The sequence below is a fragment of the Streptomyces sp. NPDC008317 genome, assembly GCF_042955955.1.
In the GTDB taxonomy this organism is placed as follows: domain Bacteria; phylum Actinomycetota; class Actinomycetes; order Streptomycetales; family Streptomycetaceae; genus Actinacidiphila.
In genome coordinates this window covers 33,461-45,283 of record NZ_JBIBFQ010000008.1, presented here as the reverse complement: position 1 = coordinate 45,283, position 11,823 = coordinate 33,461, and the positions used below count along the sequence as shown (strand labels likewise).

General features: G+C 72.8%; 12 protein-coding genes. 2 read left to right on the top strand and 10 right to left on the bottom strand.

Annotated elements, in window-relative coordinates:
• Positions 1-2: 2 nt before the first annotated feature.
• From ACFY9V_RS25005 to ACFY9V_RS24985, 5 genes are all read right to left on the bottom strand, one after another.
• A complete protein-coding gene (locus ACFY9V_RS25005; protein ID WP_391162984.1) occupies positions 3-281 on the bottom strand; it encodes a DUF6479 family protein in 279 nt (92 codons plus the stop codon).
• Between the two features lie 44 nt (positions 282-325).
• A complete protein-coding gene (dps, locus tag ACFY9V_RS25000) occupies positions 326-883 on the bottom strand; it encodes a DNA starvation/stationary phase protection protein Dps (RefSeq protein WP_391162983.1) in 558 nt (185 codons plus the stop codon).
• Positions 884-1,011: 128 nt separating this feature from the next.
• The gene (locus ACFY9V_RS24995) at positions 1,012-1,578 is read right to left on the bottom strand and encodes a DJ-1/PfpI/YhbO family deglycase/protease (protein WP_391046146.1); all 567 of its coding nucleotides are present in this window, start codon (positions 1,576-1,578) and stop codon (positions 1,012-1,014) included.
• Positions 1,579-1,769: 191 nt separating this feature from the next.
• Positions 1,770-2,420 carry a response regulator gene (locus ACFY9V_RS24990; protein ID WP_391162981.1) on the bottom strand — a complete coding sequence of 217 codons (651 nt, stop codon included), beginning with the start codon at positions 2,418-2,420 and terminating at the stop codon, positions 1,770-1,772.
• On the bottom strand, positions 2,417-3,547 hold the full coding sequence (locus ACFY9V_RS24985) for a histidine kinase (RefSeq protein ID WP_391046149.1): 1,131 nt from the start codon (positions 3,545-3,547) through the stop codon (positions 2,417-2,419). Before ACFY9V_RS24985 ends, ACFY9V_RS24990 begins: the two co-directional genes overlap by 4 nt.
• Before the next feature lie 131 nt (positions 3,548-3,678).
• On the opposite strand from ACFY9V_RS24985, the gene ACFY9V_RS24980 reads away from it, so the two are divergent.
• Both ACFY9V_RS24980 and ACFY9V_RS24975 read left to right on the top strand, forming a co-directional pair.
• A complete protein-coding gene (locus ACFY9V_RS24980) occupies positions 3,679-4,419 on the top strand; it encodes a methyltransferase domain-containing protein (protein WP_391162978.1) in 741 nt (246 codons plus the stop codon).
• A gap of 504 nt (positions 4,420-4,923) precedes the next feature.
• Entirely contained in the window at positions 4,924-6,003 is a 1,080-nt protein-coding gene (locus ACFY9V_RS24975) for a GH25 family lysozyme (protein WP_391162977.1), read from the top strand.
• Between the two features lie 195 nt (positions 6,004-6,198).
• On the opposite strand, the gene ACFY9V_RS24970 is transcribed toward ACFY9V_RS24975, so the two are convergent.
• The 5 genes from ACFY9V_RS24970 to ACFY9V_RS24950 all read right to left on the bottom strand — a co-directional run bounded on the left by ACFY9V_RS24970 (position 6,199) and on the right by ACFY9V_RS24950 (position 11,763).
• Positions 6,199-6,570, bottom strand: a complete 372-nt coding sequence (locus ACFY9V_RS24970; RefSeq protein ID WP_391162976.1) for a hypothetical protein — start codon at positions 6,568-6,570, stop codon at positions 6,199-6,201.
• Between the two features lie 267 nt (positions 6,571-6,837).
• Positions 6,838-8,097, bottom strand: coding sequence for a dihydroorotase (locus tag ACFY9V_RS24965; protein WP_391163257.1), 1,260 nt, complete (start codon positions 8,095-8,097; stop codon positions 6,838-6,840).
• Between the two features lie 29 nt (positions 8,098-8,126).
• Positions 8,127-9,422, bottom strand: coding sequence for a hydantoinase/carbamoylase family amidase (locus tag ACFY9V_RS24960; protein ID WP_391162974.1), 1,296 nt, complete (start codon positions 9,420-9,422; stop codon positions 8,127-8,129).
• Positions 9,419-10,801 carry a hypothetical protein gene (locus ACFY9V_RS24955; protein ID WP_391162972.1) on the bottom strand — a complete coding sequence of 461 codons (1,383 nt, stop codon included), beginning with the start codon at positions 10,799-10,801 and terminating at the stop codon, positions 9,419-9,421. Before ACFY9V_RS24955 ends, ACFY9V_RS24960 begins: the two co-directional genes overlap by 4 nt.
• The gene (locus ACFY9V_RS24950; RefSeq protein ID WP_391162971.1) at positions 10,798-11,763 is read right to left on the bottom strand and encodes an IclR family transcriptional regulator C-terminal domain-containing protein; all 966 of its coding nucleotides are present in this window, start codon (positions 11,761-11,763) and stop codon (positions 10,798-10,800) included. The genes ACFY9V_RS24955 and ACFY9V_RS24950 overlap by 4 nt, the downstream gene beginning before the upstream one ends.
• Positions 11,764-11,823: the final 60 nt, after the last annotated feature.

The following is an 11,823-nucleotide window of genomic DNA, read 5'->3' as shown; positions in this document are numbered from 1 at the left end:
CGTCACCGCGTCTGACGGTGAGGGGCGCCTTGCTCGGGGTCGTCATCGATGGTCTGCCACGTCCGGCCGCGCTGGGCGTCGGCCGAGGCGGCGGGATCCGGCTGCCCGTTCGGCGCGGCGGGATCGGGACGTACGGCCGGGGCGGCGGTCCGGTGGGAGCGCATACGGCGGCTGCCGTACCAGAAGCCGCCCAGGAGGACCGCGGCCACCACGATCGCGGCCAGGAGGATGAGCAGGCTGCCGGAAACCCCGGAGCTTGCCAGGAAGTGGGTGGATGTCATGAGGGTTGTCTCCTGCTCTGGGGCTGTCCGGCGGTGACGAGCGGTCAGCCCTTGGCCTTGCCGGCCGCGCCCTTCTCGGTGGCGGCGCCGTCGGTGACGAGGGTGCCGCCGGTGGTCTCCAGGTGCGCCCGGACGAACCACTGGAACTGCTCCAGGTCGCGGAGCTGTCCGATCAGCAGGTCCTCGGTGGCCGGGTCGATCTCGCCGGCCACCTCGATCGCCTTGCGGACGTCCTCGACGACACCGTTGTAGACCAGGTTGAGGGCGCCGAGGTGGGCGATGGCGTCCTGGCGGCCGATGCTGTAGTCGTTCCAGGTCCGCTCACTGACCAGGGCGCCCGGGGTGCCCAGGGCGACACCACCGAGCGCGGCGATGCGCTCGGCGACGTCATCGGCCATCGCGCGGACCTGCTCCACCTGCGGGTCGAGCATCTCGTGGACGGCGATGAAGTGCGGCCCGACGACGTTCCAGTGCACGTGCTTCAGCGTCAGATGGAGGTCGTTGAGGGCGTGCAGCCGCATCTGGAGAATCCCGATGAGCTCGCCGCCCTGCTTGTTGGTCAGGCCGGGGACGGTGTACTTCGGAAGCTTGCGCGTGGGCATGGCTGTCTCGCTTTCGTCGGTCGAGAAGGTCGTGAATTTCGGCTCGGGCACGTGTCAGGCACGAGCCGGGCTTGGTGAGTGGTCCCCGCGCGGTCGGCGGGGGCGGGTCGCCCCAGGGCTTGACGGGCTCAGGGCGCCGGGACGAGGGCTGCGTCGACCTCGCGGAGGAAGTCGTCCAAGTCGTCGGGCGTGCGTGAGGTGATCAGCGTCCAGCCGTCGGCGGTGTCGCTCACCACGGGCTTGTCCACCCACGCGCCGCCGGCGTTGCGGATGTCGGTGCGCAGGGACGCGTAGGAGGTGAGCGTCTTTCCGCGGACGAGATCGGCCTCGACCGCGAGCCACGGGCCGTGGCAGATCGCCGCGACGGGGCGCTTGGCCGACGCGAAGGCCCGTACGGCCCGCACGGCCGTTTCGTCCTGCCGGAGGCTGTCGGCGTTCAGCGTGCCGCCGGGTACGAGCAGCAGGTCGTACGCCGTGACGTCCGCCTTTTCCAGGGTCAGCGTCGGCTGCACGGTTTTGCCGGGGTCCTTGTCGCCGACGAGCGTCCGGATCGGCTCGTCGGACACGGCCGCCACGTCGACTCTTGCGCCCGCCGCCCGCAGGTGTTCCACGGGGACGACGAGTTCGTCCTGCTCGACGCCGTAGTTCGTCACGATCGCCAGAACGCTCCGGTCCTTCAGATTGCTGACCGCCATGGCGGTTCCTTCCTTACGCGCTTCTTGTGCTGGTGGCCCCCCGGGCTCGATGTGCGGCTACCCCTTCACCAGCTTTAATGCCTCGAAATGCTCACCGATTTGCCCGAATGGCGCGATATTGCGGCGATCCGGGTGGTCGGACGTCCTCCGGGACTCCCCTCGCGGGCACGCGGCCGAGGGCCGAGGGAGGCTCACGGCGCGAGGCCGGCGTCGCGGGCCAGGAGTGCGGCCTGCACCCGGTTGGTCACGCGCAAGGTGGTCAGGATGCGGCTGACGTGGGACTTGACGGTGCTCTCCCGCATGCCGAGCGCGTTCGCGATGTCGGCGTTGGTGTCCCCCTCGGCGAGCAGGGCCAGCACGTCCTTCTCCCGCGGGGTCAGAGGGTCGATCCGCGTCCGGGCCTGGGCGGCCCGAGGGCGGTTGGTGCGGTGGTAGCAGTCGATGAGACGGCGGGCGGCGGCGGGATGGAGCAAGGCGGAGCCAGCGGCGACGAGGTGGACGGCGCGCAGGATCTCGGCGGGGTCGGTGTCCTTGAGCAGGAAGCCGTCGGCACCCGCGGCCAGCGCGTTGTAGACGTACTCGTCGAGGTCGAAGGTGGTCAGCGAGATGACCTTGGGCGGGTGGGGCAAGGCGCGCAACCGCTTGGTGGCGATGATGCCGTCCATGCGGGGCATCCGGATGTCGACCAGGGCGATGTCGATGCGGTGGGCGGTGGCCTGCTCGATGGCGTGGAGCCCGTCAGCGGCCTGGGCGACGACCTCGATGGCCTCGTCGCCGTCGAGGAGGTCGGTCAGTCCGAGGCGGACGAGTGCGTCGTCGTCGACGACCATGACGCGGATCATGCGCGGGGACCGTTCGGCGCGGCGGCGCGGTGCGGTATCCGGGCGGCCAGCCGCCAGGACCCGCTGCCGCCGGGCCCGGCATTCAGGTGTCCGCCGAGTGCTTCGACCCTCTCGCGCAGCCCGACAAGGCCGAACCCCGAGGGCGCCGTCGCCTCGCCGCGCCCGCCGGGAGTGTTGGTGACCTCGACGACGGTGGCGGGCGGCCCGTAGTCGATACGGACGCGGACGGGGGCGTCGGCAGCGTGTTTGCGGGCGTTGGTCAGGGCTTCCTGGACCAGGCGGAAGACCGCCAGCCTGTGGGCCGACGGGGCCTGTTCCGGCCTGCCCTCGATGACGGTGTCGATGTGCTGCCCGGCCGTCCGCGCCTGCCCGATCATCTCCTCGACATCACGCAGGACCGGCGCCGGCCGTTCGGCACCGTGGGGGACGTCGGTGGTGCGCAAGGCGCCCAGCACGTCACGCAGGTCGGTCAGGGCATGGGTGGAGGCGGTGCGCAACAGGGTGAGGCGGTGGACGAGTGCGGCGGGCAGGACGTCCTTCCTGGCAGCGAGCACGCCGGTGTGCAGGGCGATCAGGCTGAGCTGGTGGGCGAGTACGTCGTGCATCTCGGCGGCGATGGCGGACCGCTCGGCCATGCGTACGGCCTGCTCGCGCAGTTCCCGCTCGGTCCGCAGATGCTCCACCTGTGTGTTCAGCGCCTTCACCAGGCGTCGCCGACTGCCCATCCACAGCCCTCCCACCACCGCCAGCACCGTGGAGCCGTACTGCTGCGGGCGCCACAGGGAGACCGCCGGGTGGAGCACGGCGCTCACCGAGAGCGCCACAGCCGAACAGGTCACAGCCGCCACGACGTGCCGGTGCGCGGCGAGGTCGAACAGGGCGAGCAGGAGCAGCGGCAGCAGCGGCCATCCCCACACCCCCGCCGCCGCCGTGGTCACCACCGGGGCGAGCCACCAGGGCGCCCGGCGCAGCAGCGCCAGCCCGCACACCACGGCCGCCGCACCGCCGGCAGGCGCGTACCGGCCTTCAGCGCTCAACGCCTCGTTCCGGAAAGCCGCCAGAGCCAGCAACGCCACCAAGCCGTAGCGGCCGTAGACCGCCCATCCCTGCCCCTGTTCCCCGTTCACCCGCAGAGCGTGGCACGCGCCCGGATGCCTGTCGTCCGACGTTCGGCTACGCCGACCTCCACCTTTGGTAGGGGAGGACGGCCGCACAAGGGAGGATATGCGCGGCTGAAGGCGTCTCTAGCGTCTCGGACATGGACGACTGGACCACCTCACACCATCGTGCCCCCGCGCAGCGCAAAGCGGAGAGCTGGATGTTCCTGCTCGAAGCGGCCCGCGATCTGCGCACCACCGGCGCCATCGCTCCCAGCAGCAAGGCTCTGGCCCGTCTGCTCACTGATCCCGCGGGCGAATACGGAGCGCGGCCCCTGAACGTCCTGGAGGCGGGCGCGGGCACCGGCTCCGTCACCCGCACGCTCCTCCCCCGCCTCTCCCCGGGCAGCAGCCTGGACATCGTCGAGGCCAACTCCCGCTTCGCCTCCCAACTGCGACGCCTCGTCAGCTCCCATCCGCTTCCGGCGGACGGGAGCGAACGGATTCGCGTCCATCACGCCTTCGTCGAACAGCTCGACACCGACCGGCGCTACGACGTGATCGTCTCAGGGCTGCCGTTCACCAACTTCACCCCGGCGCACGTCACGACGATCATGGACCGGTACATCGAACTGCTCCGGCCCGGCGGCACGCTCACGTACTTCGCCTACCGCGGCACCCGCTACGCCCGCGCCCTGACCGCCACCCGCCGCGAAGCCCGCCGCCACCGCGCCGTCGAAGAGGTCCTGGCGGGATACCAGGACCAGTACGCCACCGGCTGCCGGACCGTGTGGGGCAACCTGCCCCCGGCGAGGGTGTGGCGGCTGCGCCGACCGGCCGACGTGTCCGCCCCGGCGGCGGCATCGCCCGTCGCCGCCGTGACGTCTCGGCCAACTCCCTGACCGGAGAGCCCAGTTGGCGCGTCGCCGGATCGTCGCGTCATACCCCGCGACCGCCAACGCCCGTTCTGCCCGCGGAAGCGACCGGAGCCAGCCCCGCAAAGGGCCCTCGAACGTACAGGGGTCGCCCGCCGGTTGATCGAGGCGCCCGAGGATGAGCGCGAGGCCCGCCTCGTACGCCTCCTCGTGAGTGACGACGGGGACAACGTCCGGCGCCCCGCGTCCGCCTGCTCCCCCAGCACGACCCGCCGACCGCGCTGGCGAACTACGACCGCGTCCTGCGGCCCTTCGTGGACCCGAGGGCTCCACGGCCCGCTCCGCCCGCGCCCCCGCCCTCCACCGTGACCGTAGGAATCGCCAACTCGCCCCGCTCCCGCGCTAGTTCGGAAATCCAGAACTCTGCCCGAGCCCCGTCTTCGCAGAGGCGCGAGGAACTGCGCGGACCCAACCGTGGGTAGGGAACGAAGGTTCGACAGCCCCTCTCGTCCCCACCGTCACGGAGGAAACATGCGCAGGAGAACGCTGATACGCGCCCTCGCCGTAGGCACGCTCGCCCCGGCAGGTCTGGGTCTGGGCGCACGAAGCGCGTCCGCCGCGGCCGATTCGTACGGAATCGACGTCGCGACCACCCAAGGCGGCATCGACCTCGCGCTCGCCCGCAACCAGGGCCAACAGTTCGCCATCGCCAAGACCGGCGGCAGCCAGCTCAGCGAGGGACCGTACGTCAGCCCGTACTACACGGCCCAAGTGGACAGCGCGCGAGCGGCCGGACTGCGGGTCGGCCACTACTGGCTGTCCGGCGACTTCCAGGCGCCGACGGACGCGGCGAACTACTTCGTCGACCACCTGCACGACTACCGGCAGGGCGACGTACTGGCCCTGGACGACGAAGTGCTGGACGACTCCACCGGGTTGTGGAACGACGGCCAGGTCGCCGCCTGGTTCCGGCAGGTACAGGCCAGGGTCGGTACGTGCGTGCCCTGGTTCTACATCGGCGCCGCGAATCTGCGCGGCGGCAGTTGGGGCCAGACGATCGCCACCGGGGCCAAGCTGTGGGTGGCCGCGTACGGCTCCAACAACGGTACGCGGCAAGGCGAACCGGAGCTGGGCGGCGCGTACCCGGACTGGGCGGTCCACCAGTACACCTCCGTGGGCTCCATCGGCGGCATCCGGAACGTGGACCACAATCTCGCTCGCGGCTCGGCGTTCGATCTGGTCGCTCCGGGCAGCGGGGGCGGAGGAGGGGGCGGCGGAGGCGGAGGTCTGCCGAAGACCACGACGGAGCAGGACGGCATCCCGGGACCGGTGTTCTGGAGCCGCGCGCAGAAGTGGCTGTCCCTCACCTCGGGTTACACCGGTCCGGTCGACGGCGTGCCCGGCGTCAACACCTACGCGGCCCTCCAGCGGTACCTGAAGGCGCACTTCGGCTACGCCGGTCCCGTCGACGGCGTGCCCGGCGTCAACACGTACGCCGCCTGGCAGCGGCTCGCCGCGCAGTGGGGCTACACCGGCCCGATCGACGGCGTGATGGGCCCCAACTCCTGGCGCGGCGTCGCCCGTTTCCTCAACCAGAACGCCTGGGACTGACCCCTCGCGCGGGAGCTCCCCCGGGACCCCTCAAAACCGACGTACCGGCCAGCGCCACTGGGGCGGCCGGTACGTCAGCCGGGGAACGGTGATGTCCGACCGCGCGTCAGCGAAGAACGCCAGAGCCGGTCGTGGACCCCGCCCTCCGAGTCCCGCCCGTGCACGGTCTGCGCATGACCCGGATCGGGTGACGCATCAGGCGGGGACGAAGAGAGTCTCGTGGGCCCCGTCGAGGATGAACCCGTTGTCGAAGCGGACCCGCACGCTCACGCGAGGCGGCTGTTCCTGGAAGGCGGTCCACGCGGGTTCCAGAGAGCCGACCTTCTCTTCGAGCTGCCTCCTGCTCTCCGTGGGCATCTCGCCTCCGAAGGCGTCGAGCAGCGACTTGAGCCGCTCGTACTCGCGCACCTCGTCGCTCTCGTCCCGGTGGGCGACCACCTGCTCGACGGCCCCGCCTGTGCCCGCGGCCAAAGACAGGAACCCGATCACGACCCCCGACACCTCCGCCGAATCGGTCAGTCTGGTGTCCGCTGCCAGCACCACCCGCTGGCCCGCCTTCAGAGTCATCCGCTCCCCATCTCCGCTACGCCGGCTACGTCGCTTCCATCCGCCCGCCGCAAGAACGTCTCACCGCGGCGATCGCTCACGACACGGGCCCCTTCGTGGAACCTACGGGCACCGTAATACGGCATCCGCACAACGCCGTCCCCGGCGAGGCAACGCCGCTGCCAGTGGGCCGAGTCCTCCAGGCGCTGATGTCGCTGGAGTGGCGAAATCCGGCTCACCGCGGAGACGAAGGAGGCTCCGCGAGCGGGCTGCTGCGTCGCGGCGGGCTCATGGGCGTGGGGGGTCGGAGGTGAGGCGGCCGTGGGTGGGGCGGCCTTCCAGGACGGTCAGGGTGACTTTGTGTGCGAAGTCCCGGCCGTGGAAAGGGGAGTTGGCCGACCGGCTCAGCCAGGTGGCGGGCTCGGCCCGCCATGCCTGCGGCCGGACGACACAGAAGGTCGCCGGTTCGCCGACCGCGACCGGGCGGCCTGCGAGGTCGGCGATCCGGCCGATCGCGGCCGGGGCCGTGGACATCACACGCGCCACCGCGGTCCAGTCCACCGCCCCGGTGGCCGGGTCCGCGAACACCTCGGCCACCACCGGCAGCGCCGTCTCCAACGAGGTCAGGCCGAAGGCGGCGCTCAGCCAGGAACAGGTCTTCGTTCGAGCCGGGTGCGGAGCGTGGTCGGTGGCGACGACGTCGATCGTGCCGTCGCGCAGCGCCGCGCGCACCGCGGCCACGTCGGTGGCCGACCGCAGCGGCGGGTTGACCTTCAACGCCGGTCCCCGCTCGGCGGCTTGGGTGTCGGTGAGCATCAGGTGATGGGGCGTCACCTCGGCGGTCACGGACAGGCCCTCGCGTTTGGCGGCCCGTACCAGCGCGACGGAACCCGCCGTGGAGACATGACAGATGTGCAGCCGTCCACCGGTGGCGGCGGCGAGCGCCAGGTCCCGGCCGATCACCGCCTCCTCCCCCGCGCCCGGCCAGCCGGGCACGCCGAGACCGGCGGCGACCGGCGCGTTGACGACTCCGTCGCGGACGATGGCGGCGCTCTGCGCGTGCTGGGCGAACGCGGTGCCGTACCGGGCCATCGCCGTCAGCAGTTCCAGGACCAGATTGTCGTCGTTCACGCACTTGCCGTCGTCGGAGAAGACCGTCACCCCGGCCGCCGCCAACGCCGCCACGTCCACGATCGCCTCTCCGGCCAGACCGGCCGTCGCCGCCGCCACCGGGTGGACGCGTACGCCGAGCCCCCGGGCCCGCCGCCGTACCTCCCGTACTCGCGCGACGGTGTCCGTGACCGGTGAGGTGTTCGCCATCGCGAAGACGTCGGTGAACCCTCCGGCCGCCGCCGCGGCGGCCCCGGACGCCAGCGTCTCCGCCTCCTCTCCGCCCGGCTCCCGCAGATGCGTGTGCAGATCGACCAGCCCGGGCAGCACCGTCCCGCCTGTCGGCTCCCCGGCCACCGCGTCCACGGACCGGATCACCCCGTCCTCGACAGTGAGGTCGAAGACCCCCGTCCGCCCGGCGACGCCGACCCGCTCCACCCGCCATGTCCCGTGCCCCGGCGTCGTGTTCACGAGGTGCCGTCGAGCCGGTGGAGGGCGGCGAGGAGGGTACGGACGCCCGAGGCGATCTGGGACGTAGGGGTGAACTCGGCGGGGACGTGGCTGAGTCCGTCGTCGCTGGGGACGAAGAGCAGGCCGGTCGGGATGACATGGGCGATCTGCTGCGCGTCGTGGCTGGCGCCGCTGGGCAGGACGCGGTACGGGAGGCCCAGGGAGGCGCAGGCATGGCGGATGTGGTCGGCGACCCAGCCCGGCAGGATGACCGGTGAGGTATCGGCGATGACCTCCGTGGTGAGCGCGACCCCGTGGTCTCGGGCCAGCGCGGCGAACTCGGCGGCCAGGGTACGGGCGGTGTCGCGCTGGCGGACGGAGTCCACGTCGCGTACGTCGACGAAGAACTCGACCGACCCCGGGACCGTGGTGATCGAGCCGGGCTCGACGCGGAGCCGGCCGACGGTGACCCGTACGCCGTGGTGCCGGGGGTCGCGGGCGAGCCGGTCGCCCAGCACCACGCACTCGGCGGCGGCCACCAGGGCGTCGCGCCGCAGGTGCATGGGGGTGCCGCCGGAGTGGGTGGCGCGGCCCTCGGCCCGCACCCGCAGCCGGGTGCTGCCGGAGATCACGTCGACCACGCCGAGGTCGACCCCCTGCGACCGCAGCACCTCGCCCTGCTCGATGTGGAGTTCGACGAAGGCGAACCACTCCTCGGGCCGCCAGCGCGACGCGTCCACCAGGTCCGGCCGCAGCCCGACGGCGGCCATCGCGTCGGCCATCGTCACGCCGTCGCGGTCGGTGAGCCCCGCGAGATCCGCCGCGCCGGTCAGCCCGGCCGCCATCCGGCTGCCGTTGCACGCCTGCCCGAACCGCGCGCCCTCCTCGGCCGCGAACGCCACGAACCGCCACGGTCGACGGTGCGCGGCCTCCTGCCGGACCACGATCTCGGCGACCTCCATGGCCGCGACGACGCCCACGATGCCGTCGAAGCCGCCGCCCTGCGGCACGGTGTCCAGATGCGAGCCGGTGCCCAGCGCGCGTGCGTCGCCGGAGCCCGTGTTCGGCCCGGTGGGCGGCAGTTCCGCCACGGTGTTGCCCGCGTGGTCGGTGGTGACCGTCAGCCCGAGGGCCGTCATGTGGGCGGCGAACACCGCGTGCGCCTGGCGTTCCAGCGGGCTGTACGCCAGGCGCGTGCAGCCGGGCCCCGGTTCGGTGAGCGCGGCGAAGTCCGCCAGATGAGCGTCGATCCGCCCGAGGTCGACCCCGTCGAGCAGGTCGGCGGTCGCCGGCTGGGCCGTCCCGGTGCTCACGCTTCGTCCCTGTCGTGGCCGGTGCGGCCGTTGTCACGGTCGGCTCCGCCGTTCCCGGGGCTGACCACGTCCACGCCGTCGGGGGCCGCCCCGAGGAGCGGGGCGAGCGAGCAGACGGCGACGACCCGGCCGCCGTGACCGGTCACCGCCCTTACCAGCGGCGCGAGTTCGGCTCCGGGGCCGCCGCTGTCGACGCCGCCCCGGGCGACCACGACCGTGCGTTCGCCGGGCAGCACGTCCTCCACGATCAGCCGTCCGAGGTCCTCGACCACGACCCGGCGCGGCAGCCCGAGGGTGTGGGCGACCACATGGGCGAGCAGTACGTCGGCGGTCGCGTTCCAGCTCACGACGGCCTCGGGGCGGTAGCGGGCGGCCAGTTCGGCCAGCGCCGCGCCCGCCCGTTCCACGGTGGCGGGGTCGTCGGCGAGCAGAGCGGCACCGGCGCCCGTCGTCGAATCCGCGGGCTCCGCGGGGGACTTGGCGGCCGGGGCCGGCGGGGCGGGGGGATGCGGAAGGGGGCTGGTGGGCATGGCGCTCTCCTGTCGGGTCGTACGGTTCTCCTGCCGGGCGGTGGGTTTCGGTGCGGGGCCGGCGGGTCCGGCGGGTCCGGCGAGGGCTGCGGGGCCTGCGGGGTCCGCGGGGGTGACCCCTTCGAGCGGGCCGAGAGGCCCGACGGGTGCGTAACCGGTCGCCGTCCGCCGTACGAGGGCGGTGTGGAGGCCGAGGCCGGCGGGCGGTTCCCCGGACGGCGCGACCACCACGGCCGCGCTGTGCGGCAGGGCCCCGGCCTCGCGCAGCAGCGGCAGCGCTCCGGCGGCCGAGGCGGCGTCGACGGCGATCACGACGACCGTCTCGCCCGGGTGGATCACGCCGAACGGCGGGGCGCCCGCGACGAGGGCCGCGAACGGCAGTCCCGTCTCCAGCGACACTGCCGCGCCCAGAGCCTGGGCGCCGGGCCCCGCCGCCACCAACCGGTCGGCGGTGGCGGGGACTTCGGCGGCCAGGGCGGCGGCGAGCCGGCGCAGCAGCGCGGGCCGGTCCAGCCAGCCCGAGCCACTCCCCCGGTCGCCGACAGTGTCACCGGCGGCGGCGTCACCTGCGGCGTACCCGGCCGCGGCCAGATCCCCGGCCAGCTCGTCCGCCAGCACTCCCGGCGCCCGGTCGAGACCGGGAAGCACCCGGGCGCCGACCCGCGACCGGCTTTCCGCCACGCCGCGCGATGCGACCGCCTCCGCCCCGGCCGCCGCGACCGCCATCGCCATGGAGACTTTTCCGGCCGCCGCGACCGCCGTCGCCGTGGAGACTTCCCCGGCCGCCGCGACCACCGGCGCCGTGGAGACCGCCCCGACCCCCGCCCCGGCTCCCGCTTCCGCCGTCATGGCCGGTCCCCTCCCGCGAAGGAGGGCCGCGGGACGAAGACGTCCGGCGACGTGCTGTCGGCCTGCATCAGTGCGACGAGCTGCTCCTGGGTCGGGTCCGGCGCGAAGGGCCGCTCGTACCCCTGCTCGCGCGACAACGCCTGCGCCGCGTCCAGCACGATCCGTGCCTTGACCGCACGGTCGGCCGGATCGGCGACCCGCGACCAGGCCGCGCAGACGGTGACTGCCGAGCTGACCCGTCCGGACGGACCGCTGCGGACCGGCGCGGAGACCGCCCAGACGCCCTCGTCGAGTTCGTTGTCGCACACGTCGAAGCCCCGCTGGCGGACCACGGCGAGGTGGTCGATGAGCCGGTTGATCTCCCGGACGGTGCCGGAGGTGAAGGACGCGCGGGGGTAGGACGACAGCAGCGTCTCGACGAAGGCCGGGTCCTGGTAGGCGAGGATCGCGCGGGCCGAGGCGGCGGCGTGCAGCGGCACCTCCTGGCCGAGCCTGACGAACAGCCGCAGCGGGCGCTTGGTGCCCGCGATGGACACCGCGACCACCCGGCCGTCGATCAACTGGGTGAGCACCACGCTCTCCCCGCACCGCCGTTCGGCCTCCACCAGCGCCGAGGGCGGCTGGATCACGAACGGCTCGTAGTCCTCGACATGGCCGAGTTCGAGCGCGTTGGGGCCGAGCACGTACCGCTTGGTGGTGGGCGACCGGCTGACGAAGCCGGTGTGCTCCAGGGTGCTCATCACCCGGTGCATGCTGCCGACGGGGATCTCCAGTTGCTGGTGGAGCTGCTGGAGGGTGAGGCCCTGGCGGTACGCGGACAGGTGGGTGAGCACCGACAGGGCCCGCACCACCACGTGCATCGGCTTGTCTGCGCCCGACCGCTCCGGACCCGGCTTGTCCGAACCCGCCGTCTCCGCACCGGACTTGTCAGACCGTGGTCGCTGGGCGCCGGTCTTCTTCATGAGGTGTCCCCATCCCGTTGATCCCGTTGATCCCGCAGATCGCCTGGATCGCATCGTCGC

Coding starts and splice junctions, on each gene's coding strand:
- ACFY9V_RS25005 (WP_391162984.1), bottom strand. CDS start 281: ATGACATCCACCCACTTCCTGGCAAGCTCCGGGGTTTCCGGCAGCCTG.
- ACFY9V_RS24995 (WP_391046146.1), bottom strand. CDS start 1,578: ATGGCGGTCAGCAATCTGAAGGACCGGAGCGTTCTGGCGATCGTGACG.
- dps (WP_391162983.1), bottom strand. CDS start 883: ATGCCCACGCGCAAGCTTCCGAAGTACACCGTCCCCGGCCTGACCAAC.
- ACFY9V_RS24975 (WP_391162977.1), top strand. CDS start 4,924: ATGCGCAGGAGAACGCTGATACGCGCCCTCGCCGTAGGCACGCTCGCC.
- ACFY9V_RS24970 (WP_391162976.1), bottom strand. CDS start 6,570: ATGACTCTGAAGGCGGGCCAGCGGGTGGTGCTGGCAGCGGACACCAGA.
- ACFY9V_RS24990 (WP_391162981.1), bottom strand. CDS start 2,420: ATGATCCGCGTCATGGTCGTCGACGACGACGCACTCGTCCGCCTCGGA.
- ACFY9V_RS24980 (WP_391162978.1), top strand. CDS start 3,679: ATGGACGACTGGACCACCTCACACCATCGTGCCCCCGCGCAGCGCAAA.
- ACFY9V_RS24950 (WP_391162971.1), bottom strand. CDS start 11,763: ATGAAGAAGACCGGCGCCCAGCGACCACGGTCTGACAAGTCCGGTGCG.
- ACFY9V_RS24955 (WP_391162972.1), bottom strand. CDS start 10,801: ATGACGGCGGAAGCGGGAGCCGGGGCGGGGGTCGGGGCGGTCTCCACG.